Source organism: Deinococcus gobiensis I-0 (assembly GCF_000252445.1).
GTDB classification, from domain to species: domain Bacteria; phylum Deinococcota; class Deinococci; order Deinococcales; family Deinococcaceae; genus Deinococcus; species Deinococcus gobiensis.
This window is the reverse complement of the sequence record NC_017805.1, coordinates 186,627-209,998: the sequence shown is the minus strand read 5'-3', so window position 1 is coordinate 209,998 and position 23,372 is coordinate 186,627. Positions and strand designations below refer to the sequence as shown.

Below are 23,372 nucleotides of genomic sequence, written 5' to 3'. Positions count from 1 at the left end.
CCTTCAGCCCGGCTGTACCCACAGTTCGGCCGGGCCGCGCAGGATCAGGTTGGGCTTGTAGCGGGGATGTGGGTCGGCCACGCGCAGGTCCGGAAAGCCCTCGGCCAGCGCCGCGAAGACCTCCGCGATCTCTAGCCGCGCGAGGCTGGCCCCCAGACAGTAGTGCGGCCCCGCCGCGAAGGCGAGGTGCCGCGCGCTGTTCGGCCGGTCCCAGTCGAGGCGGGCAGGATCGGGGAATACGGCCGGGTCGCGGTTGGCCGCCGCCAGTAGCAACTGGGTGAACTGCCCGGCGCGCAGGGCCGTGCCCTCCACGGTCAGGTCGGCGCCCAACTGTCGCCCGTCCACCTGCACCGGCGACACCACACGCAGCAGCTCGTCGGCCACGCCGGGCCGCCGGAGCTGCTCGACCAGGGCGGCCCAGGCCTCCGGCTGGCGCGCGAGCTCCAGCAGACCGCCGGGGATGAGGTTGCTGGTCGTCTCGTGCCCGGCGGTGAGCAGCAGCACGGCGTTCGAGAGCAGTTCGTCGCCGCTCAGGCGCTCGGCGCCGTCCCCAGTCGCCGCCAGCGCCGAGAGCAGACCGGGGCGGGGCCGGGCGCGCAGGTCCTCCACGAGGTCGCGGAAATAACCGCGCATCTCGCGGGCATCGGCGTCGATGCGTGCGAGCAGTTCGGGCGATCCCTGCGCGCCGCCGATGAGCTCGGCCACGCTGTTCGACCAGCGCACGAAGCGGGCCTCGTCTTCGCCGCTCAGGCCCAGCATCGCCATGATGACCCGCGCAGGCAGCGGGTGCGCCAGCGTGGCGACCACGTCCACCCGGTCCTGGCCCCGCCAGGAGGCGAGCAGGTCGCGCAGCAGGCCGCGCACCAGTTCGCGCTGCTCCTCGACCACGCGCGGCGTGAAGGCGGCCGACACCAGGGAACGCAGTCGCGCGTGCGAGGGGCCGTTGTGCCACAGCATCATGCCCTGGAGCAGCCGCGTGCCGTCGCTGCCCGGCATCGCCTCGATGCCCCCGCCGCTGCGCGCGGCCGGCGAGCGCAGCACCGCGCTCACGGCCGCGTGCGAGGTCAGGAACCAGCCGTTCCACTCGGGCAGGGGCATCAGGCCGCCGCCCAGGCCCCGGACCACCTCGTAGTGCGGGTAGGGGTCGGGCAGGAGCGCCGGGTTCCACAGCGCCTCGGCGGCCCGCAACCGGGCGGGGTCGCTGCCGGGAGGAGAGAAGGTCATGGCTCAGGCTCGCATTCCTCTACTCGACCCGCAACCCGGCGCGGCGAGTAGGCTGAGGCATGGCGCGTGCGTGGCATACCCTCGACAGCCCCGAGGCCGCCCGGCTGTGTCTGGACCCCGACTACACCCGCGTGCTCTCGGCGCTGATGCTGCGGCCCTGGCCCGCCGGGGCGCTCGCGGCGCACCTGGGGCTGGCGCTGAATGCCGCGCACCACCGCGTGAGGCGGCTGCTGCGCGCCGGGCTGGTCGTCGAGGACCATCTGGAGCCGCGCCGGGGCCGCAGCATCCGGCACTACCGCGCGGTGGCCGACGCCCTGCTCATTCCCTATACCCTGACGCCGCTGGGCAGCCTGGAAGAACTCGTGGGGCTGCACAGCGCGCAGGTGCAGGACCATATCAACCGGGCGCTCGTGCAGGCGTCGATGGCGCTCGTGCGCGACGAGGGAGAGATCGGTCTGCGGCTGTTCCGCGAGGGCGACCTCGTGATCGCCGACGTGACACCGCGCGCGGGCGACTTCGACTACGCCGAGTTGCAGCGCCCCGAAGCTCCCGCGCTGTCGGTGAGGCTGGAGCGGCTGTTCCTGACCCGGGCCGACGCCAAGGCCCTGCAACGCGACCTGAACGACCTCGTCGCGCGCTACCAGGGGCGCGGCGGCCCGGACCCCTACCTGCTGCGCGTGGACCTGACCCCCGACCTGCCCGAGGGGGAATAGGCGCGGGGGAGGGGCAGACTCCGGTCTGCTCCTCCCCCGCCCCTGTCCGGCTCAGTGCTTGCCGAAGTGTCCGAGCTGCGGCACGTTGGGGCGCCACTCGGGCCGCGCCACGACCTCGCCGAAGAGGTCGTACTCGTCGCTCTCCTCGATGCGCGCCTGCACGATGTCCCCGATCTTGACCTGCCCGGCGAAGTCGCCCGCGTACAGGTAGACCTGCCCGTCGATGCCCGGGGCGTCGCCCTTGGTCCGGCCGATGAGGCGGGTGCCGGGGGCGTCGTCGTCCTCGTCGTTGAACTCGTCCACGATCACGTCGAGGACGCGGCCGACCTTCTCGGCCAGCTTCTCGGCGCTGATCCGCTGCGCGACTTCCATGAAGCGGGCCAGCCGCTCCTGCTTGACCTCCTCGGGCACGGGGTTGTCCAGCGCGCCCGCGTCGGCCTCGTCCACGTCGCTGTAGGGGAAGGCGCCCACGCGGTCGAGCCTCGCGGCCTCCAGGAAGTCCAGCAGTTCCTGGAACTCGGCTTCCGTCTCGCCGGGAAAGCCCACGATGAAGGTCGAGCGGATGGTCAGCTCGGGGCAGATCTCGCGCCAGCGCCGGATGGTGTCGAGCTGCTTGCCCGCGCCGGGGCGGCGCATGGCGCGCAGCACGCGCGGCGAGGCGTGTTGCAGCGGCACGTCGAGGTAGGGCAGGATCTTGCCGGCCGCCATCAGCTCCACCAGCTTCTCGACGTGCGGGTAGGGGTACACGTAGTGCATCCGCACCCACGCGCCCATCTCGCCGAGCTTGACCGCGAGGTCGGTGAGATGCGCGCGGACCTGCTCGCCCTGGAATTCCGAGTCGCGGTGGCGCACGTCCACCCCGTAGGCCGAGGTGTCCTGCGAGATCACGACGAGTTCCTTGGTGCCGCCCGCCACGAGCCGGAAGGCCTCGTACAGCACCGCGCCCGCGTCGCGGCTGACCTGCTTGCCGCGCAGCTTGGGAATGATGCAGAACGAGCAGGTGTGATTGCACCCCTCCGCGATCTTGACGTAGGCGTAGTGCCGGGGCGTGAGGCGCACGCTGGGCGCAAACACGTCGCCGTGGCGGGTCGCCTCGCGCTCGGGCACGGCGATGCCTGCCCGCATGCCCGGGGCCGCGACCGGCAGCAGGCCGGTAAAGGTCCCCTGCTCGATCGGCAGCAGCTCGCGCACGTGGCCCATCACGTCGTCCACGGCCTCGCTGCCCGTGATCGCCGCGACCTTGGGGTGGCGCTCCAGGATCTTCTCGGGGCGCTCGCCTAGGCAGCCGGTCACGATGACCTTGCCGGTGGCGTCGAGCGCCTCCCCGATGGCCGCGAGCGATTCCTCGACCGCCGGGGTGATGAAGCCGCAGGTGTTCACGATGACGGCCTGGGCGTCCTCGTAGCTCGGCGCGACCTCGTAGCCCTCGGCCCGCAGCTGCGTCAAGATGCGTTCACTGTCCACCAGCGCCTTGGGGCACCCCAGGCTGATGAATCCAACTTTTTTGGCGGGGGCGAGGCCCACCGGCTGTTCCTGTACGGTCATCTGTGCTGCTCCTCCGCGCACCCACGCGCGGGGCGCAACATTCAACGTTGCAGTGTAGCCGATGGGGACGTGGGCCGGGAAGGACGGAGGTCACAAGCGGCCGCCCGGCCCGGCAGCTTCAGTGTGCCGCCGCCTTCCCCCCCTTCTTGGGCAGCAGGTGCATGATCCCGACGATGATCCCGCCCAGCACCAGGCCCACCAGGGCCGAGCCCAGGGTCTCGACCAGCCACTCGACGACCGCCTCGGCGAAGGGAATGGCGTGCCCGGCCGACACCGCGAGGCCGTGGAAAAAGTGCAGCGGGCCGCCCACGCCGAACTCTTCCAGGCCCACCAGCACGATGTGGCCGCCCACCCACAGCATCGCCGCCGTGCCGACGACCGAGAGCACCGACATCACGGCGGGCATGCCCCTGACCAGCCCGCGCCCGGCGGCCCGCGCCGCGCCCGAACCGCTCTGGGCGAGGCGCAGCCCGATGTCGTCCATCTTCACGATGAGGCCCACGAGGCCGTACACCAGCAGCGTGATGACGATGGCCACCACGATCAGGATCAGCGCCCGCGAGAGCAGCGGCTCCTGCGCCACCTCGCCCAGCGAGATCGCCATGATCTCGGCCGAGAGGATGAAATCGGTGCGCACGGCCCCGGCGACCATCTGTTCCTCGTGTGCGGCGCTGCCGACCTCCGCGCCGGCCTCCTCGGCGTGGCCGTGACCGCCGCCCAGCGCCTCGTAGACCTTCTCGGCGCCCTCGAAGCACAGGTACGCGCCGCCGAGCATCAGGATCGGCGTGATGGCCCCGGGCAGGACCTGGCTCAGGAGCAGCGCCGCCGGCAGGATGAACACGATCTTGTTGCGCAGCGACCCCTTGGCGATGCGCCAGATGATCGGCAGTTCGCGCTCGGGCCGGAACCCGGTGACGTAGCGCGGCGTGACCGCCGTGTCGTCCACGACCACGCCGATCGCCTTGATCCCCGCGCGGCTCGCGGCCGCCCCGATGTCGTCCACCGACGCCGCCGCGAGCTTGGCGATGGCGGCCACGTCGTCGAGCAGCGCGACCAGTCCGCCGCTCATCGGCTCACCTGGGGCGGGGCAGGGCGCAGGCAGGGCAGAGAAGAGAAGTGCATCGGCTCACCTTAGCAAGCGGGCAGGGCGCGCAGAAATGGGAATCCGGCGGCGCGGCTTCATCTCTCCTGCGGCAGTGCCCAGACCCGCAGCCTGCCCCCGTCGCTGACCGCCAGATACGCGCCGTCGGGGCTCAGGCTGGGGCTGGTGGCCTGCCGGGTGTCGGGCAGGGCGTAGGACTGCCACGCCTTGCCGGTCCAGCGCGCCGCGCGCACCTGCCCCCCGGCCAGCCACGCGGCCCGGACCTCGCCGCCAGGGGTCAGGGCCAGCGCCGGGGCCTCGGCACTCTGGGGAGCGGGAGGCAACGCGCCCCCCAGGGGCTGCCACGCCCGGCCGGTCCAGCGGCTCACGAACAGCCGGTCCGGACCGCCTTCGGGGCGCGGATCGGCCTCGATCCAGGCGACGACCGGATTGCCCCCGGCGTCGAGCGCGAGCTGGGGGTCGGCCGCGAAGGTGTTCGGGGCGCGGTTCACGGCTGCGCCCATGGGGGTCCAGCGCCCCGGCGAGGTCTCGCGCTGCGTCATGACCCCCATGGTGGCAAAGTCGCCCTGAAGATAGGTGACGGTCCGCAGGCCCCCCGCGCGGACCCGCAGGTCGGGCGCGAAGGCGGCCGCGCGCGGGTCGCTCAGGACCGGTCCCGCGACCCAGGTGCCGTCCTGGCCGCCCTGGGCCTGCCAGCTCAGCGGCCGCACAACGTCCCCCACCGCGCCGGGCGCGGACACGTCGGTCCAGGCCAGGGTGGGCACGTTGCCGGGCAGCACGTCGAAGGCGCGCGAGCGCCCCGCGTCGCTGAGGTTGCGGCGTACGGCGTAACGCGCCGGGTCGCTCCAGGCCGCGCCGGTCCAGGCGCTCATGAGCCAGGAGTCCACGTGGGCCTCGCCGCTGTCCTCGGCCCAGCCCAGCCACACCTGGCCGCCCGGCCCCTCGCGCGAGCGCAGTTGCGCGGCATTGAAGCGCGCGTCGCCGTTGATGACCCCGCCCAGGGCCCGCCAGGTGGCCCCGGTCCCGGCGGCCCCCTCGCCGCGCCCCAGCAGCGCCGCCCGGACCTGGGTGGCCTGCGGCGTGCGCTCGGTCCAGGCCAGGACCAGCCCCGCGCCGCTGCGGACCAGGGTGGTGCGCTCGGCCGGGCCGCCGGTCGCCGGGGCCGCCAGTTCGCGCGGCGCGGCCTGGGCCGCCGCCCCCACCTGGGCGGGGCCGAGAAGGAGCAGGAGCAGCACGGCAGACACGGCGCGCATAGACCCCCGCAGTGTAGGGCCGGGAGAAGGCTGCACGCCTCATGAACGTTCCCTTCAGGGCGCTTCACCTGACCTGAGGGATGCTGGTCGGCATGACCACCGTGCCGGCCCCCCTGCCCCTGGCCCCTGCGGGCAACGCGCCGCCCGTGTTCCAGTCCTTTTTCATGGGAGGGTTCGAGTGCTCGACGCAGCGCCGGCCTTCGGGACGCCGCATCGACGTGATCGACGCGACCGGCCACGACCGGTTCGCCGCGCAGGACTATGCCCGGCTCGCGGCGGCGGGCCTGCGCACCGCCCGCGACGGCCTGAGGTGGCACCTCATCGAGCGGGTGCCGGGCGAGTACGACTTCACTTCGGCCCAGGCCCAGGTCACGGCGGCGCGGGCGGCCGGGGTCCAGGTCATCTGGGACCTGCTGCACTACGGCTCGCCGGATTTCGTGGACGTGTTCGCCCCCGAGTTTCCCGAGGTCTTCGCCCGCTTCGCCCGCGCGGCGGCCGAGTTCCTGCGGGCCGAGACCGAGGGCGAGCTGTGGGTCTGTCCGGTCAACGAGATCTCCTTCATGGCCTGGGGCGGCGGGGACGTGGGGTACCTGAACCCCTTCGCGCACGGGCGCGGCGACACCCTCAAACGGCAGCTCGTGCGGGCCTCGATCCGGGCGATGGACGAGGTGCGCGCCACCGATCCCGCGGCCCGTTTCCTGCATGCCGAGCCGCTCATCAGTGTGCAGGCCCACCCCGAGCGTCCCGAGGACCACGCGCACGCGCAGGCCAACCACGAGTCGCAGTACGCCGCGCTGGACATGCTGCTGGGGCGGCTGCACCCCGAGCTCGGCGGGGGAGAGGCCTATGTGGACGTGGTGGGCCTGAACTACTACCCCTACAACCAGTGGCACCACCACCCCGAACACCACCTGCGCGAGGTGCTGGACATGGGCCACCCGGCGCACCGGCCTCTGCGCGGGCTGCTGGCCGACGTCTGGGCGCGCTACGGCCGCCCCCTCCTGATCGCGGAGACGGGCACCGAGGACGCCGGGCGCGCGCCCTGGTTCGCCCGCGTGGCCGCCGAAGCGCTCGCGGCGCGCGGGGCCGGGGTGCCGGTCGAGGGCGTCTGCCTGTACCCGGTGGTCAACCACCCCGGCTGGGACGACGACCGCCACTGTCACAACGGCCTGTGGGACTATCCCGACGCCCTGGGGGGCCGCGCCGCCGACCCCGCCCTGGCCGCCGCACTGGCAAGTGCGCAGCGGGCCGAGGCCGGAGAGCCCGAACCCGCCGCGCCGCCGCCCGAGCCGGCCCCTGCGGCGTCCACCGACCCGGCGCGCGAGGCCCTGACCCGCCTGGCCCGCGCCGCGCCGGCCATCGCGGCCGAAGCGGCGGCGCGCGACCGTGACGGGCAGTTTCCGGCCGCCTCCTTCGCGGCGTTGCGTGAGGCGGGCCTGCTGACCGTCACCCTGTCCCCCGAGCAGGGGGGCCTGGGCCTGGGCGGCGCGGGTCTCCTGACGCTGCTGCGCCGCGTGGGCCGCGAGAGCCTGCCGGTCGCGCGGCTCTACGAGGGTCACCTCAACGCCCTGCTGCTCGTCTCGCGTTTCGGTGCGCCGGGGCAGCGGGCGCGCGCGGTGGCCGACGTCCGCGCTGGGGAGCTGTTCGGCGTCTGGAACACCGAGGCCGCGCCGGGCCTGCACCTCGAAGAGGCGGGGGCCGCGCGCTGGCGGCTGCTGGGCAACAAGACCTTCACTTCCGGTGCGGGGCACGTCACCCGCCCGCTGCTGCCCGCCGAGCTGCCGGGCGGCGCAGGCCGCGCGATGGTGCTGCTGCCCGCGCCCGTGCCGCCGGAACGCTTCGACCCCGACTTCTGGTCGCCGCTGGGAATGCGCCCCACCGTCAGCTTCCGCGCCGATCTGGACGGGCTGGAGATCGGCGCGGGCGACCTGATCGGCGCGCCGGGCGATTACTACGCGCAGCCGGAGTTCGGGGGCGGGGCGCTGCGCTTCCTGGCGGCGCAGCTCGGCGGGGCCGACGCGGCCATGACGGCTGCCCGGGACGTGCTGCGCGGCCTGGGGCGACAGGGCGACGATGCCCAGCGTCTGCGCTTCGCCGGAGTCGCGGCCGGGCTGGAAGCCGCGTGGCAGGTCACGCTGCGCGCCGCGCGCCTGCTGGACACGGCCCCCACGGAGCGCGCCCTGGCCTACGTGGCGCTGGCCCGCACGGTGACCGAGGACGCCTGCCTGCTCGCCGCCGAGGCCGCCGAGCGGGCGGTGGGCGCGCGCGGCCTGCTCGCCCCGCATCCCGCCGAGCGGATCGTCCGGGACCTGCGGATGTACCTGCGCCAGCCGGCCCCCGACGCCGCGCGCCTCGCCCTGGGGGCCTGGGTGCTGGACGGCCCCGGGCCTTCGGACCTCGCCGCCGACCCCTGGGACCCCGACGGAGACGCGGCGTGCTGAGGCGGTCCGGACCCCGCGAGGCCGGGAAACCCCCGTGTTAGGCACGCCGGGGGTGGGCCTTTTCCCGCTCTCTCAGCCCCTCGACCCCCTGGTCCTGCCAGGGCCGGTGTGGGTGGCCGCCCCCCACCCCGACGACGAGGCGCTGGGCTGCGGGGCGCTGCTGGCTGCCCTCACGGCCGCCGGGCGCGAGGTCTGGGCTCTGCTGCTCACCGACGGGGGCTTCTCGCATCCCGGCTCGCGCGAGTTTCCCCGGTCGCGCCTCGCCGCCGAGCGGGAGCGCGAGTGGCGCGCGGGCCTGGCCGAGCTGGGCGTGCCCCCCGGGCGCACCCGCGCCCTGGGCCTGCCCGACGGCGCGCTGGAGCGTTGCGACCCGGCCGAGGTCGGGCGGCTGGCGCGGGCCGCCTTCGCTGCCGCGCCGCCCGCCACCCTGCTGCTGCCCTGGCGGCGCGATCCCCACCCCGACCACCGCGCCGCCTGGGGGCCGCTGACCGCCGCCTGCGCGGGTGCGCGGGTGCTGGGCTACGCCGTGTGGCTGGCCGAACGCGGCGCAGGCACCGACTGGCCCGCTCCTGCCGAGGCCCGTGCCTGGAGTCTGGAGGTAGGGGGGCACCACGCCGCCAAGGCGCGCGCCGTCGCCGCGCACGCCACGCAACTGGGACGCGTGACCGACGATCCGGGCGGCTTCACCCTCGCCCCCGAGATGGTGCGCCGCGCGCTGGCCGGCCCCGAACTGTATTTCGAGGAGAGCACGCCATGACCCTGCCCGACCGGTATTTCGAGGACGTCTACGCCGCCAGCGACGATCCCTGGCAGTTCGAGACCAGCCCCTACGAGGCGGCCAAGTACGCCCGCACCCTGGCCGCCCTGCCCCGCGACCACTACGGCCGCGCCCTGGAGGTCGGCTGTTCCATCGGTGTCCTGACTGCCCGCCTCGCCGTACGGGCCGACGCGCTTCTCAGCGTGGACGTGAACGAGAAGGCCCTGGGCCGCGCCCGTGCCCGCCTCGCCGCGCAGCCGGAAGGGACGAGGGTCACCTTCGCCCGCCGCCGCCTGCCCGAGGACCTCGCGGCGCTCGGCGGCCCCTTCGACCTCGTCGTGCTGTCGGAGGTGCTGTACTACCTCTCGCCCGAGGACCTCGAACGGACGCTGGACGGTCTGCTGGAGCGCCTCGCGCCCGGCGGGACCCTGCTGCTGGTCCACTGGACACCGCATGTCCACGACTACCCCCAGACCGGCGACGCGGTCCATGAGGCGGCGCTGCGCCGGGTCGGGGCCGGGCTGCGCCACGTTCGTGCCGAGCGCCACGGCGACGGACACCAAGGCTACCGGCTCGACGTGCTGGAGCGCGTGGGCTGAGGCGGACCCCCGGCCGGGCGCAGGGGCCGCAGTCCCGGCAGCGCCGCGCGCAGTTCCGCGAGGGCCTGCGTGACCGGCACCGGGGGGTAGGCCGCGTGCCACGCGCCCCCTACCTCGCGCGCCCGGTGCGCCGCCTCCAGCGCGAGGCCGAAGGTGGGCGCGCCCAGGGCTGCCCGCAGCTCGGCGCTGCCCGAGAGCCACAGCGCCGGCAGGAAGGTGGGGAGGTCGGCGGGGCAGCCGGCGTGCCACGCCCCACGCAGCGCGGCCTCGGCGCGGGCCAGGGCCAGCGTTTCGGCCGCCCCCGGCACCGTCCAGCCTCCGCCGGCCTGGGCCCACTGCGTGAGCTGAGTCGAGAGCCCCACCGGCACCCGGCCGCTGAGGCGCGCGCTCGTCCAGGCGCGGGCCTGTGGGGTGTGGCGGACGTGCAGGTCGGCGCGGCGCAGCGCCCCCACCAGGGCCACGTCTTCCAGGTGCCGCACCTCCGGCACGCCGCCCACGGCCCGGTAGGCGCGTACCCGCAGCGCGAGACTGGCCCCGAAATGCTGCCAGTGGCGGGGCCAGGGGTCGTGCGCCACCGGGTCCAGCCGGGCGTGGACCTCGGCTACCGCCTGCCGGTAGGCGCTGTCGATCAGGTGGGTGCGCCGCGCGGCGGCGGGCAGGGCCGCGCGCTGGGCCGGTTCGAGCAGGATGCGCCCGGCGGCGGCGTCGGCCCCGGTCCCCAGGGCGCGCAGCAGGGCGCACAGCCACTGCGGCGCCGGCCGGGTATCGGCGTCGGTGCTCACGATCACGCCGCCCTCGCCGGCCAGCGCGGCGGCGTGGTCCAGCGCCAGCCGCCGCGCCGCCACCACACCGGCCTGCTCGGGGGGAAGCGTGACCTCGGTGACCTGGACCCGCAGGCCCGGCGGCGCGGCCTCGCGGGCCAGCCGCGCAGTGTCGTCGCGGCAGTTGTTCGCCAGCACCAGCACCGTGAATCCCCGCAGGGGCGACCCATCCGGACCCACCTGCGCGCCCAGGGCACGCAGGGTACGCGCGATGCCCGCCGCCTCGTCCCGTGCAGGAATGGCAACCACGACGGCGCAGGGCGGAAACGGTTCTGGAGGCGTGGGCACAGACGCCGCGCAGCCTAGCACCCCCCGGTCAGGCTTCACTGCACAGAATTTCGCTTGCTGATGGAAAGATAAAGAATGTTCGCTGGGTCAGGAGCGGGGGGGGACGCTAGGCTGGGCGCAGAAAAACGATTTCTTTTTCAAGGGGATTCCGATTGTGTCAATGCCTGTTTCTTCCGTCTCCTCAGAGTCCCCCGCGCTGCTCGTTCTGGCTCACCTGCGTTGGGACTTCGTCTTTCAACGCCCCCAACATCTGATGACCCGCGCCGCCCACAGTCGGGCGGTCTATTACATTGAAGAGCCGATCTTCGGCGAGTTCGATGACCACCTGCGGCAGCGCCGCGACGAGTCCGGCGTGACGGTGTGTACGCCCTACGTGCGGGTGGGGTTTTCCCCGGCCGAATCGCAGGCCCGGACCGCGCGTCTGCTCGCCGGGCTGGTCGAGGCCGAGGGCCTGGGCACCTACGACCTGTGGGTCTATACCCCGATGGAATTGCCCGTCGCCGCCGAACTGAATCCCCGTGTGGTCGTGTACGACTGCATGGACGAACTCGCCAACTTCAAGGGTGCGCCGCCCGAGCTGCGCAGCCGCGAGCAGGCGCTGTTCCGCCGTGCCGACCTCGTGTTCACCGGGGGGCAGCGCCTGTACGAGGCCAAGATCGAGCAGCACCCCAGCGTGCACGCCTTTCCGTCGAGTGTCGAGGTCGGTCACTTCGCGCAGGCCCGGCAGGCACCCGCCGACCCGGCCGATCAGGCGGCCCTCGCCCGCCCGCGCCTGGGGTTTTACGGCGTCATCGACGAGCGTTTCGACATTGCCCTGATCGGGGAGCTGGCCCGCCGCCGCCCCGAGTGGCAGCTCGTGATGCTGGGACCGGTCGTGAAGATCGCGCCCGAGGACCTGCCCCGCGCCGACAACCTGCACTACCTGGGCATGAAGACCTACGGCGAGCTGCCCGCCTACCTCGCCCACTGGGACGTGGCCCTGCTGCCCTTCGCCATTAACGCGGCGACCGAGTTCATCAGCCCGACCAAGACGCCCGAGTACCTTGCGGCGGGCGTGCCGGTCGTGAGTACCGGCATCCGTGACGTGATCCGGCCCTACGGCGACCTGGACCTCGCGCGGATCGCGGACGGCGTGGACGCGTTCGAGGCGGCCTGCGCCGCAGCCCTGGCCGAGATCGGGACCCCGGCCGGCGAGGAGCGCCGCGCCCGCGCCGACCGCTACCTCTCGACCCTCTCCTGGGACCGGACCTGGGGCGAGATGCGGGACCTGATCGCGCAGGCGGCCTCGCGCCGCAGCTACGCCGCACAGGGTCAGCCCTTCTCCTACGTGGCGGGCCACGATGACTGAATCCCTTTCCCTGAATGTCCCCGCGCCCTTCGACTACCTCATCGTCGGGGCCGGCTTCGCGGGTAGCGTGCTCGCCGAGCGCCTCGCCGGCACGGGCGCGCGCGTCCTGATCGTGGACCGCCGCCCGCACATCGGCGGCAACGCCTACGACCGCTACGACGACGCGGGCATTCTGATCCATCCCTACGGCCCGCATATCTTCCACACGAACAGCAAGGACGTGTTCGAGTACCTCTCGAAGTTCACCGCTTGGCGTCCGTATCAGCACCGCGTCCTGGCGAGCGTGGACGGTCAGTTGCTGCCCATCCCGATCAACCTCGATACGGTGAACAAGCTCTACGGCCTGAACCTGACCTCCTTTCAGGTCGAGGACTTCTTCGCCTCGGTGGCCGAGAAGGTCGAGCAGGTGCGCACGAGCGAGGATGTGGTCGTGGGCAAGGTCGGGCGCGACCTCTACAACAAGTTCTTCCGTGGTTACACGCGCAAGCAGTGGGGTCTGGACCCCAGCGAACTCGACGCCTCGGTGACGGCGCGTGTGCCAACCCGCACCAACCGCGACGACCGCTACTTCGCCGACACCTACCAGGTGATGCCGCTGCACGGCTACACCCGGATGTTCGAGAACATGCTCGCCCACCCGAACATCAAGGTGATGCTGAACACCGACTACCGCGAGATCGCGCCGCTTCTCGAATACCGGCACATGATCTATACCGGTCCCGTGGACGCCTTCTTCGACCACTGTTACGGCAAGCTGCCCTACCGCAGCCTGGAATTCCGGCACGAGACACACGACCAGGAAGTGTTCCAGCCGGTCGGGACGGTCAACTATCCGAACGACTACGGCTACACCCGCATCAGCGAATTCAAGTACATCACCGGGCAGGTCGCGCCGCGCACCAGCGTGGTCTACGAGTACCCGCAGGCCGAGGGCGACCCCTACTACCCGGTGCCGCGCCCCGAGAACGCCGAGCTGTACAAGAAGTACGAGGCCCTGGCCGACGCCCGGGAGGACGTGACTTTCGTGGGCCGCCTGGCGACCTACCGCTACTACAACATGGATCAGGTGGTGGCCCAGGCCCTCGCCACCTTCCGCCGCCTTCAGGAGCGCGCCGCCGCCCCCGAGGAGCAACTCGTCTAACCTCCTGCCGTTCCCCTGATCTGGACGCCGCCTTCTCCCGGAGGGTGGCTTTTTTTATCCTCGGGGTCCGTAGTCTAGACTGCCCGCCATGACCGCGACATCCGCCGCCGTCCGGGCCAAGCTCGGGCTTCCCGAATCGTCTCTGCACTGGTCGGCCTACGAGGCCCGCTATCAGGCGCTGCTGGACACCGACCTCGCTGCGGCCGACGTGCCCGCCTGGCTCTCGGACTGGAGCAGCCTCACGGCCGAATTCATGGACGTCGCTGCCAAGCTGTCGGTCTATAAGGACCTGCATACTGCCGACGACGGGGCGCAGGCCCGCTATCAGGCCTTCGTCGCGGACGTGGTGCCGCCTTCCGAACGTATGGATCAGGCGCTCAAGGAGAAGCTGCTCGCGGTGCCCGGCTATGTTCCTGCCCCCGACTTCGCGCTGACCTACCGCCGCTTCCGCGACGAGGCCGCGCTGTTCCGCGAGGCGAACGTAGACCTGGGCGTGACCCATCAGGAGCAGATGAACCGCCATGCGGTCCTGACCGGCAACCAGGAGGTCACGCTGGGCGGCGAGACCCTGACCATTCCCCAGGCCAGGCAGCGGCTGGACAGCCCGGAGCGCGCCGTGCGCGAGGCCGCGTGGCACGCCCTGGCCGAGAGCAACCTCGGCGTGGCCCCGGACCTCGACCGCGTGATGGAAGGGCTGATGGGCACGCGCTGGCAGTTCGCGCGCAACGCCGGGCTGGGCACCTACCGCGACTATGTCTGGAAGAGTCTCGACCGGGTGGACTACACGCCCGAGGACTGCCGCGACTTCCACGGGGCGGTGCGCGACGAGGTCGTGCCACTGCTCTCCGGACTCGTCGCCGACCTGAGCCGCGACCTGGGCCTGGAGGGCCTGCGGCCCTGGGACTACAACCGCAACAATCTGCTCGACGCGCAGGGCCGCAAGTCGCTGGAGCCTTTCCGGACGGGTGAGGAACTCGAGACGCTCTCGGCCACCGCCTTCGCCGGGCTCGACGGGGACCTGGCGGCCCGCTTCGGCCAGATGCGCCGGGACGGCCTGCTCGACCTCGAATCGCGCCCCGGCAAGATGACGCACGCCTACTGCGCCTACTTTCCGGTCCGCAACGAGCCTTTCGTGCTCATGAACGTGGTGGGCACGGCCGAGGACATGCGCGTGCTGTTCCACGAAGTCGGGCACGCCTTCCACGGCTTTTACAGCGGCGACGCGCAGCCCCTGGTCTGGAACCGCTGGAGCCCCATCGAGTTTGTCGAGATTCCCAGCATGGCGATGGAATTCCTGACCCTCGATCATCTCGCGCACGTCTTTTCGCCCGAGGAACTCGCGCGCTACCGTTCCAAGCAGCTTGAGGGCGTGATCGCCTTCCTGCCCTGGGCCGCGCAGATGGACGCCTTCCAGCACTGGCTGTACGCCGAGGCCCCCGAAAACGTCACGGTGCCCGAACTCGACGCCAAGTGGCTCGAACTCGACCGCACCTTCCACCCCTTCGTGGACTGGGACGGTCTGGACCACGTGCGTGCCAAGGGCTGGCATTACTACCACATCTTCCAGGCGCCTTTCTACTACATCGAATACGCGATGTGCTATCTCGCCTCGGTCGCCCTGTGGCGCGCGGCGCAGACGGACCCGGAGGGTGCGCTTGACCGCTACAAGGCCGCGCTGCGCCTGGGCAGTACCGTCAGTGTGCCCGAGCTGTACCGCGCGGCGGGCGTCGAGTTCCGTTTCGACCGCGAGTACATTCGGGGCCTGATGGCCTTCGTACGTGGACAGATGAACTGAGGCCGGGCAGGGGCGGGCCGTTCGGCCCCGTCCCGCTCAGGCCTGAGGGGCCGCGCCGCACAGGACGTGCAGGGCGGCCTCGACCACTTCCGGATCGAAGTGTCGTCCGGCCTCGGCGCGTAGCTCCTGAACGGCTTCCTCGTGGGTCCAGGCCTTCTTGTAGGGCCGGATCTGGGTCAGGGCGTCGTAGACGTCCGCAACCGCGACGATGCGTCCCGAGAGCGGAATCTGGGCGCCGGCCAACCGGCGGGGGTATCCGGTGCCGTCCCAGCGTTCGTGGTGGGTCAGGGCGATTTCCTCGGCCAGTTGCAACAGTTCCGAGTGCCCGCCCGACAGGATGGTCGCGCCGATCAGGGTATGGGTCTGCATCTGGGTGAACTCGCTGCTCTCCAGCTTGCCCGACTTCAGCAGGATGCTGTCGGGAATGCCCATCTTGCCTACGTCGTGCAGCCGCGCCGCGATGCCCAGCAGCTCGGCCCGCGCCTCGGACCAGCCCAGCGCCCGGGCGAGGCTGGCACTCATGACCCCCACCCGCCGGGTGTGGTCGCCGGTCGTGCCGTCGCGGTACTCGGCGGCCATCGCCAGCCGGGTCACGACTTCGTACTGCGCCTGCGCCAGCTCGGCGGTGCGCTCCTCGACCTGCCGCTCGGCCATCTGCCGGGCTTCCTGCTCCAGCTCGGTGCGCAGGCGATAGGAGTCGGCCTCGCGCTGGGCACGCTCGACCTCGAACTGGATGCTCAGGTTGCGGGTCTGGCGGTCGCGGGCGGCATTGAACAGCTCACGCTCGATCCGGCGCAGCTCCTCGCTGTGGTGCAGGGCCTGTCCGGCGTCGCCCCGCGCCTTATATAGCTCGCACAGCGTCTCGTGGGCGGCGGCGGTTTCCTTCGCGCTCTGGGTGCGCTCGGCCAGTTCCAGCGCGAGCTGAAGCTGGGTCTGGGCATCGTCCCACGATTCTGCATGCAGGTAGAAACGACCCAGATTGAGCCGGGCGTCCAGCTCGCCCTGCGTCGAACCGATGCTCAGAGCGATGGCCAGGGCGTCGTGGTAGGTGATATACGCCAACAGCGACTGCTCGGTCTTTTCATAGAGGTTGCCGAGGCTATCGAGGGTGTTCATTTCCCCAAACTGATCTCCATTGTTCCTGCTCAAATCAAGGGCCGTTTCCAAGTATATCTGTGATTTTTTAAGATTTCCAACCTTTAAATAAAAAGTACCTAGATTAAGATTGACCGTAGCTTTCATCTGTGGTTCATCTAGCTCTAGGATGGAATTATAGGCGCGGTGCATAGTTTTTATGGCAGAATCAATGTTATTATCGTTAAAATATACAAAAGCAAGATTGTGTAGGATGGTAGCATCAAGTTTTTTATCCGAGATAGAAGTATGATTTACTTGATAAGCCTCGAGTAGAGATCTGATAGATTCTGTATACTGAGATAAGCTAGATTGTACCGTACTAATATTGATCAAACAGTTAATTTGACCTTTCTTGTCATTTATATCTAGATAGACATTGAGCGATCTTTTAAGTGTATCTAGCGCGTTGGGTGGACTTCCTCGTCTAAATTGGACACCAGCCAGTTGATTTAGTGCTGTGGCGTAGATGGAATTTTTTTCAGCGACTGGCCGCCTATCGATATTGGCTATAGCCAGTTCTAGATGAAGTTGTGCCTCCTCAAAATTTCCCTCAGAAGAGAGTGACCCACCGATTAGAATATTTGTTTCTATAAAATTTTCGATATTATTCTGACTCTTGAAAAGATTCGCAGCTATTTTTAGACATCTGATACCTTCTGAGTGGTTTGAGTTGGCAATCTGGGCCTTACCTATCAGATATAATAAATCTGGTGGAGTTTGGTCAGCAGTCGGGTTGTTTTCCTCGTAAATTTTTGCTAATCGTAGTGCCTCTGTAGGATTTGTTTCCAATAGGCTGCTGGCAATTCTGTAAGTCTCCTGAAGTTCTGCATGGTCCAGCCCGGAGCTGCTGGGCAGCTCCGGGCTAGTCAGGGGGTTTAGAGGAATGTCAGGCACGGCGGCTCTCTTCTATCGAATAGTTTGACCCAGGAAGGCGGCGAGATTGAGGCGACCTTTGCCCAGCAGACCGGTATATGCAGCGTTGGCTTCGCCGCCATAGATATCGTCGGCAGTCTGGGCCATGGCCCCTGTCAGGCTTCTGACAGGCACTTTGAGGGTTTCGCCCAGGGCGAGGGCCAATCCGCCCGCCGTCATGGGGGCGGCCATAGAGGTCCCGCTCCAGGATGCCATGCGGCCGTCTGGCGCAGGTGCATAGACGTGCTCGCCCGGTCCGACGATTTCCAGCGCCGCGCTGTAGTTCGAGAAGGAGGACTTGAGGTCTTGCGGGTCGACGCTGCCCACACTCAGCAGGTTGGGTGCGGCGACGCCATGGGTGGCGTTGGCGGCGGGATAGGTAATGTGGTCCTTGTTCTCGTTCCCGGCCGCGGCGACGACGAGCACGTCCTGTGCCGTGGCCCAGTCGATGGCGATCTGCACGGCGGGCGAGTTCTCGGTGCTACCCAGGCTCAGATTGATGACCTTCGCCCCTTTCTCGACGGCCCAGCGGATCGCCTGGGCCACACTCGCCACGTCGCCCGAGCCGTCGGCCCCCAGTACGCGCAGCGGCATGATCTTGGCCTTCGGCGCTACTTGCAGGATGATGCCCGCCACGTTGGTGCCGTGGCCGTAGGCGCCCTCGCCTGCCACGCCTTCTTCCTGCGGCACGTCGTCACCAGCATAGAAATCGTGCCAGGTCGAGGCGTCGCTCAGCGCTCCCTGGAAGGCGGGATGCTGAAGGTCGATGCCGGAGTCGATGACCGCCACCGTCACCCCTTCGCCCAGGTGGGTGGCCATCTGTTGTGCCTGCTCCAGTTTGACCTGCTGCCAGAGGGCGTTGTTTTGGGAGATGGGGTTGTACTGACCGACAGCCCAGATGGCCGCGCCACCGACAGCCCAGATGGCCGCGCCACCATTGGCCACCGCCGTGATCTTGTCGCCACCCCTGAACACGTTCTTATTGGCCTCGACCTTCGCCTTGCGGCCACCCAGGGCGCTGATGACGCTCGCACTGCCCAGCTTCGGATTGAAACCGATCAGGGCAGTGCAATCGTTGACATCCCCCGTCGCACAACCACCCGCGTTCCAGGCCAGGACCTCTCCACCCACCGCGTGGGCCAGCGACTCGCGCGTGTCGCCTGCCTGAAGGGGCACTGATACCACCGACTCATAGCGGACCGGGGCCTGGGCTGTCTGGGCCGGTACGTTGGCCGTCGAGCAAGCGCTGAGGAGCGACAGGGTCAGAAGAGCGAACGCGGCCGGAAGACGGTGAGTCATGCTGGGAACCCCCTGAGAGGAAGACAAAGAGCGGAGAAGACGGATGGGCGCTACGCAGGCAGACCGATGAAGCCCCGCTCAAGATGTATCACAAAATTCTTTCATCTTGTATCTAAAAAAATGTCCCAGGTCCAGACATTCTGAACATGGTTCATTTACGTTTCGAAGGGGGACGCCCTCTGCGCTGCCCCCGACGGGCTGAACAGATTAAGAGACGAGTGAGCCTCCGGGAGAATCGGCTCATGCCGTGCCGAAAGTGCATCCCCCGATCGGGGGGGCAGAGGTCATCAAACGTGAAAGGAGGCGGAATGCCCATGGTCGGGAAGTTCCGCCTCTGTCGGCTCGGGGCCGTTCCTGAAAAAGGGCCGGGCTACTTCACGCCGCTCTGGATGGCCTTCTGGGCGTCGCGCAGGATGGCGGCGAAGTCGGGTTTGGGGCGCTGCACACTCTGGGCCACGGCATTGTCCCAGGGGCCCCAGATGGCGCCCATCTGCGGCACGTTGGGCATCGGCGTGCCGGCCGAGATGGCGCGTCCGAAACCTGCCACGTTGGGGTCGGTCTTGAGTTGCGTCCGGGCCGCGAGGCTGACCGGAATGCGTCCGCCCGCCTTGTTGAAGGACACCTGGGACGTGCTCGTGACCAGCGTCCGGGCGAACTGAGCGGCCGCCGCCTTGTTCTTGCTGTAGGCGTTCAGGACCACGCCCTGCACCCCCACGAAGGGGCTCCATTTGCCGGTCGCGCCGGGAGGGGTGGGCAGGTTGGCGACGCCGTAGTCGATGCCCGCTTTCCTGAAGTCGCCCACATCCCAGGGACCGGTGAGGACCATCGCCAGTCGGCCGTCCACGAAGGCGCTCTTGGCGACCTGCGAGGACACCCCCTCGGGCACGAGGCCGTACCTGTAGCGCAGGTCGTTGAGCAGCGAGACGGCCTTCAGCGCGCCCGCGTTGGTGATGCCGATGTCTCTGGTATTCAGCGTGCCGCCGTTGTTCTTGAAGATGTAGCTGCCGTAGGCGCTGAAGATGCCGTAGCTCGCATAAGCGTTGCCCACGTCCATCATGAAGCCGAAGCGGCCGTTGCCGGTGTTCTTCTGGGCCAGCGCCACGAAATCGTTCCAGTTGTTCGGCACCTGAGGCACGAGCTTCTTGTTGTAGACGAGCGCGACTGACTCGGCGAACATCGGCAGCCCGAACAGTTTGCCCTGATAGGTCATGGCCTGCACGGCCGTCTTGTCGAGGTCGGTCCTGCTCGTGACGTAGCGGTCGAGCGGCTCCACCACCCCCGAGGCGGCGAGCTGCCCGAGGCGGTCCTGCGGCAGCGTGACCACCAGGTCCGGGCCCTGGCCGCGCGGCGCGCTCTGGATGAGCTTGTCGGGAATCTGGTCGAGCGGCAGGCTCACGATGTTGACCTTGTGGCCGGTCGCCTTGCCGAACGCGGCGGCCTGCGCCTGAATCCAGGCGACCTCGTCGGCCCCCGTGAAGTGGTTCCAGACGGTGAGGGTGGCGGCGCCGGCCTGCCCGGCCAGGCTCAGGGACAGCAGAAGCAGCAGCTTGTTCATGGGGTCTCCTTGAAAGGGGAAGAGGGGTTCAGTTCAGGCCGTCGATGGCCGGGGTGGCCTGGGCGCGGTCGTCGAAGAGCGAGCGGCGCGAGGCGTCGTCGTCCTTCCAGCCAGGTGCCGTGAGCCATTTGGAGCTCTGGGACCAGAAGCCGCCCCAGTAGAAGATTCCGCTGCCCCCGGCGTCCCGCACGGCCGGCGTGAGGGCCCGCAGGTAGTCGAGCTGGCCCTGCGGCGTCTGCGGGGAGGGCAGACCCTCTGTGATCCCGACCTGGTTCCGGTCCCAGTAGGAGGCGGTCTCGGCGACGTACACCTTCGCCCAGTCGAAGGTCGAGCGCAGCGCCGCGATGGTCTTGCTCAGATTCGCGAAGTCGCCGTGCCACATCGGGTAGTACGACAGCCCGATGGTGTCCACCCAGCCGCCCGCCGCGATGAAGGCCCTGTACCAGGCGACCGTCGCCTCGGCGTCCCCGATCTTGGCGATGTGGACCATGATGGGCGGCATGCCGGCCCTGCCCCCGCTGGCGTCGCGCACGGCGTTCGCCCCCGCGTTGGTCAGCTTCACGAAGGCGGTCATGTCGTCCTTGCGGATGCGGCCGTTTTCCCACAGCATCCCGCCGTTGATCTCGTTGCCGATCTGGACCATGTCGGGCACGGTGCCCTGGGCGCGCAACTGCGTGATCACGTCGTGAGTGTAGTCGTAGACCGACTTGGCGAGGGCCTCGTCCGACTGGCCCTTCCAGTGCGCGGGCAGCCACTGGTTGCCGGGGTCGGCCCACCAGTGCGAGTAGTGCAGGTCGAGCAGCACCTTCAGGCCCCGGCCCTGGGCGTCCTTCATGACCGCCTTGACATAGGGGAGGTCCTGCAAGAGGCCGTAGTTGCCGTCCGTCGTCTGCGGGTCGATCATCAGGCGCACGCGCACCCAGTTGTACCGGTGGTCCCTGACGATCTGGAGGGCCGGTTTGACCTGCCCGTCCAGGTCCCGGAACTGCACGCCCGCCGCCTCGGCCCCGCGTGCCTCGGACACGTCCACGCCGCGAATCCAGGGGTCGGTGTCGGCCGCCGGGCCGAGGTGCCCGCACGCCGAGAGGCCGGCGGAGAGGGCCAGGGCCGCGCCGGGGTCGAGGAACTTCCGGGAGAACTTCATGCCATGACCTCCTGGGGCAGCAGGGCGCTGCTGTAGGGGGCGAGGGTCCGGCCCTGCCAGTGCACGCTCTCGCCGGTCCAGTTCTGGAGCAGGGTGTGCGGGCCGCGCCGCGTGAGGCGTACGCCTTCGGGCAGCTCGGCCGTCTCCACGCCCGCCTCGCGCAGCGCGCCGCGCAGTACGCCGCGCACGAGCGACTCGCTGTGTGCCCCGACGGTCGTCACCGCGCCGTGCCGGACGACGGCGGCCTCACCGTCCAGTGGTCCGCCCCGGTAGTGCCACAGCGCCTCCGCGCCCGCGAGGTCGTAGCTCTCGGCCCAGGCGTGGGCACTGTGCCGCGCGCCGCCCTCACCCTCCACGTCCTGCGTCATGCCGGCATACAGGCTGTCGTAACGGCTCAATTCGGCCCCGATCAGGCCGGCGAGGTCTCCGAACTGCCCCGTCTCGGGCGTGCCCCCGGCGGCCGTCCGGAAGGCCGTGCGCGGCCCGAAGACCAGGCGGCTGTGCCCGGCGCTCGCCGTGAGGTGCGCCGCGCGCTCCGGCGTCATCAGCGTGAGGGCCGGCGCCACGACCACGGCGTAGCCGCTCAGGTCGCGGTCCGGGTGCAGGATGTCCACGTCTACCCCCAGTGCCCGCAGCGCGCGGTAGTACGTGAAGGTCTGCGCCCAGTAGTTCAGGCCCTCGCTGTGGGGTTGCAGGTTGTAGAGCCACAGGCTCTCGTAGTCGTGCAGCAGGGCCACGCGCGCCCGGGTGGGGGCCAGGGGAAGGGCCTGGGGCCGCAGCGCCGCGACCTCGCGGTGGCCCTGGTCGGGGCGGCCGCTGTGGCGCAGCAGGCCCGAGTGCAGGACCTCCTGGCCCACCGTGGCGGCCCGCCAGCGGAAGTAGCTCACCGCGTCCGCGCCGTGCGCCCAGGCCTGCTCGGTCCAGAGGGCCACGGCGCCGGGGGCCGGCAGCGGGTTCGCGCTCGCCCAGTTCACCTGTCCGCACTGCTGCTCCATGACCCAGAAGCTGGGGGTGGCCTGCCCCGCGCCGGGGGTCACCATGCCCCGGTAGAGGTCGTGGTTGAAGGCGGTGACGTCCGGGTGGCCGGTGCGGGCATAGTCCAGGGCGAAGTGCGGGGCCAGCAGCTTCCACTCGTGGATGGCCTGGAGGGTGCCGGTCGGGTAGCTGTCCCAGCTCGCGAAATCCAGCCCGCGCGAGACCTCGTAGTGGTCGTAGGCGCTGAAAAAGCCCATGTAATTGTGCGTGACGAACCGGCCCGGCGAGTGCTCGCGCAGCAGGGCGACCTGCTCGGCCTGGAAGGCGGCGACCTCGCCGCTCGAAAAGCGCAGGAAGTCCAGCGCGTGCGCCGGATTGATCTCGGAGACGGCGTGGTGGGGGAGGGGCACCTGTGCCCAGCCGCTGTAGTCCATGCTCCAGAACACGTTGCCCCAGGCCGCGTTCAGGGCGTCTACCGTGCCGTAGCGCCGCTCCAGCCAGGCGTGGAAGGCCGCGTGCACCGCCGGGCTGAAACTCTGGGCAGTGTCGCCCCAGCCGAACTCGTTGTCGGTCTGCCAGCCGACGACGGCGGGGTGCCGGCCGTAGCGTTCCGCGACGGCCCGCGTGATGCGCCGCGAATGCTCACGGTACACGGCGCTGGAAAAGTCGTAGTGCCGCCGCGACCCGAAGCTCTTGACCTGCCCGTCGCGGCCCACCGGCAGGATCTCGGGGTGCGCCTCGACCAGCCAGGCGGGCGGCGCGGCGGTGGGGGTACACAGCACGACCTTCAGCCCGGCCGCCGCCGAGGTCTCGACCGCCTCGTCGAGCCAGGCCCAGTCGTACTCGCCGGGGCGCGGTTCCATGCGGCTCCAGGCGAACTCGGCCAGGCGCACGAACTCCAGGCCCAGCGCCTTCTGGTCGCGGGCGTAGCCGGCCCACAGCGGCTGGGGAACGTGTTCGGGGTAGTCGCAGACGCCCAGCGACAGGAACGGAAGGGAATCGGAAGGGGGAAGGGAACTCATGCAGACCTCGGACAGGGCAAAGGAAAGGCGGCCGGTCGGGCGGTCGCCGGAGGGAAGCCGCAGTGCAGGGGGCTGCGGGAGGGTGGGAGCCGCTGCTCCCGGCTGGATTTCGGTAGGCCTTACCGTAGGGAATGTTAAGGTTAACACTTGTGTCTTGGGCACATTCAGGGAGTCGTCTGGAGAGGCCTCCGATCCTTCTCGCTCTGCTGGGCAAATCCTTCTTTCCTACTCGGTTTACCTGTCCGGCAGAAGCGTTCTGCTGGGCCAGCCAGACCTTTTAGCCCGGTATGTTAGCCTTCAC

The 23,372-nt window shown here is 69.8% G+C and carries 17 protein-coding genes; 7 read left to right on the top strand and 10 right to left on the bottom strand.

Annotation, left to right across the window (positions count from 1 at the left end):
* Nucleotides 1-3: 3 nt before the first annotated feature.
* On the bottom strand, nt 4-1,224 hold the full coding sequence (locus DGO_RS15930) for a cytochrome P450 (RefSeq protein WP_014695583.1): 1,221 nt from the start codon (nt 1,222-1,224) through the stop codon (nt 4-6).
* 59 nt (nt 1,225-1,283) lie between these two features.
* Between DGO_RS15930 and DGO_RS15925 the strand changes: the two genes are divergently transcribed.
* Nucleotides 1,284-1,937, top strand: a complete 654-nt coding sequence (locus tag DGO_RS15925) for a helix-turn-helix domain-containing protein (protein WP_014695582.1) — start codon at nt 1,284-1,286, stop codon at nt 1,935-1,937.
* Between the two features lie 51 nt (nt 1,938-1,988).
* Here the strand turns inward: DGO_RS15925 and rimO are convergent, their stop codons facing one another.
* The 3 genes from rimO to DGO_RS21275 all read right to left on the bottom strand — a co-directional run bounded on the left by rimO (nt 1,989) and on the right by DGO_RS21275 (nt 5,837).
* Nucleotides 1,989-3,482, bottom strand: coding sequence for a 30S ribosomal protein S12 methylthiotransferase RimO (gene rimO / locus DGO_RS15920; protein WP_014695581.1), 1,494 nt, complete (start codon nt 3,480-3,482; stop codon nt 1,989-1,991).
* 118 nt (nt 3,483-3,600) lie between these two features.
* Complete coding sequence (locus tag DGO_RS15915; RefSeq protein ID WP_014695580.1) at nt 3,601-4,551, bottom strand: DUF808 domain-containing protein; 951 nt, start codon at nt 4,549-4,551, stop codon at nt 3,601-3,603.
* A gap of 110 nt (nt 4,552-4,661) precedes the next feature.
* Entirely contained in the window at nt 4,662-5,837 is a 1,176-nt protein-coding gene (locus tag DGO_RS21275; protein ID WP_014695579.1) for a hypothetical protein, read from the bottom strand.
* A gap of 92 nt (nt 5,838-5,929) precedes the next feature.
* On the opposite strand from DGO_RS21275, the gene DGO_RS21270 reads away from it, so the two are divergent.
* From DGO_RS21270 to DGO_RS15895, 3 genes are all read left to right on the top strand, one after another.
* On the top strand, nt 5,930-8,278 hold the full coding sequence (locus DGO_RS21270; RefSeq protein WP_145975439.1) for an acyl-CoA dehydrogenase family protein: 2,349 nt from the start codon (nt 5,930-5,932) through the stop codon (nt 8,276-8,278).
* 112 nt (nt 8,279-8,390) lie between these two features.
* Nucleotides 8,391-9,035 (top strand): PIG-L deacetylase family protein, encoded by a 645-nt coding sequence (locus DGO_RS15900; protein ID WP_226991535.1) that lies wholly within the window; start codon nt 8,391-8,393, stop codon nt 9,033-9,035.
* On the top strand, nt 9,032-9,634 hold the full coding sequence (locus tag DGO_RS15895; protein ID WP_014695576.1) for a class I SAM-dependent DNA methyltransferase: 603 nt from the start codon (nt 9,032-9,034) through the stop codon (nt 9,632-9,634). The genes DGO_RS15900 and DGO_RS15895 overlap by 4 nt, the downstream gene beginning before the upstream one ends.
* On the opposite strand, the gene DGO_RS15890 is transcribed toward DGO_RS15895, so the two are convergent.
* Nucleotides 9,601-10,743: a glycosyltransferase family 2 protein gene (locus DGO_RS15890; protein WP_050920937.1), complete on the bottom strand. Its 1,143-nt coding sequence runs from the start codon at nt 10,741-10,743 to the stop codon at nt 9,601-9,603. The genes DGO_RS15895 and DGO_RS15890 overlap by 34 nt on opposite strands.
* A gap of 160 nt (nt 10,744-10,903) precedes the next feature.
* Between DGO_RS15890 and DGO_RS15885 the strand changes: the two genes are divergently transcribed.
* From DGO_RS15885 to DGO_RS15875, 3 genes are all read left to right on the top strand, one after another.
* Nucleotides 10,904-12,091, top strand: coding sequence for a glycosyltransferase (locus DGO_RS15885; protein WP_014695575.1), 1,188 nt, complete (start codon nt 10,904-10,906; stop codon nt 12,089-12,091).
* Nucleotides 12,084-13,232, top strand: a complete 1,149-nt coding sequence (glf, locus tag DGO_RS15880) for a UDP-galactopyranose mutase (RefSeq protein ID WP_014695574.1) — start codon at nt 12,084-12,086, stop codon at nt 13,230-13,232. The genes DGO_RS15885 and glf overlap by 8 nt, the downstream gene beginning before the upstream one ends.
* Before the next feature lie 88 nt (nt 13,233-13,320).
* Nucleotides 13,321-15,027: a M3 family oligoendopeptidase gene (locus DGO_RS15875; protein ID WP_014695573.1), complete on the top strand. Its 1,707-nt coding sequence runs from the start codon at nt 13,321-13,323 to the stop codon at nt 15,025-15,027.
* A 36-nt stretch (nt 15,028-15,063) separates the two neighbouring features.
* Here the strand turns inward: DGO_RS15875 and DGO_RS24680 are convergent, their stop codons facing one another.
* The 5 genes from DGO_RS24680 to DGO_RS15850 form a co-directional block, all read right to left on the bottom strand.
* Nucleotides 15,064-16,269 carry an HD domain-containing phosphohydrolase gene (locus DGO_RS24680; protein ID WP_420810581.1) on the bottom strand — a complete coding sequence of 402 codons (1,206 nt, stop codon included), beginning with the start codon at nt 16,267-16,269 and terminating at the stop codon, nt 15,064-15,066.
* An 801-nt stretch (nt 16,270-17,070) separates the two neighbouring features.
* Entirely contained in the window at nt 17,071-18,375 is a 1,305-nt protein-coding gene (locus tag DGO_RS15865) for a S8 family serine peptidase (RefSeq protein WP_014695571.1), read from the bottom strand.
* Nucleotides 18,376-18,745: 370 nt separating this feature from the next.
* Nucleotides 18,746-19,930 (bottom strand): sugar ABC transporter substrate-binding protein, encoded by a 1,185-nt coding sequence (locus DGO_RS15860; RefSeq protein ID WP_014695570.1) that lies wholly within the window; start codon nt 19,928-19,930, stop codon nt 18,746-18,748.
* Nucleotides 19,931-19,958: 28 nt separating this feature from the next.
* The gene (locus DGO_RS15855; protein WP_014695569.1) at nt 19,959-21,074 is read right to left on the bottom strand and encodes a glycoside hydrolase family 53 protein; all 1,116 of its coding nucleotides are present in this window, start codon (nt 21,072-21,074) and stop codon (nt 19,959-19,961) included.
* Nucleotides 21,071-23,071 (bottom strand): beta-galactosidase, encoded by a 2,001-nt coding sequence (locus DGO_RS15850; RefSeq protein WP_014695568.1) that lies wholly within the window; start codon nt 23,069-23,071, stop codon nt 21,071-21,073. The genes DGO_RS15855 and DGO_RS15850 overlap by 4 nt, the downstream gene beginning before the upstream one ends.
* Nucleotides 23,072-23,372: the final 301 nt, after the last annotated feature.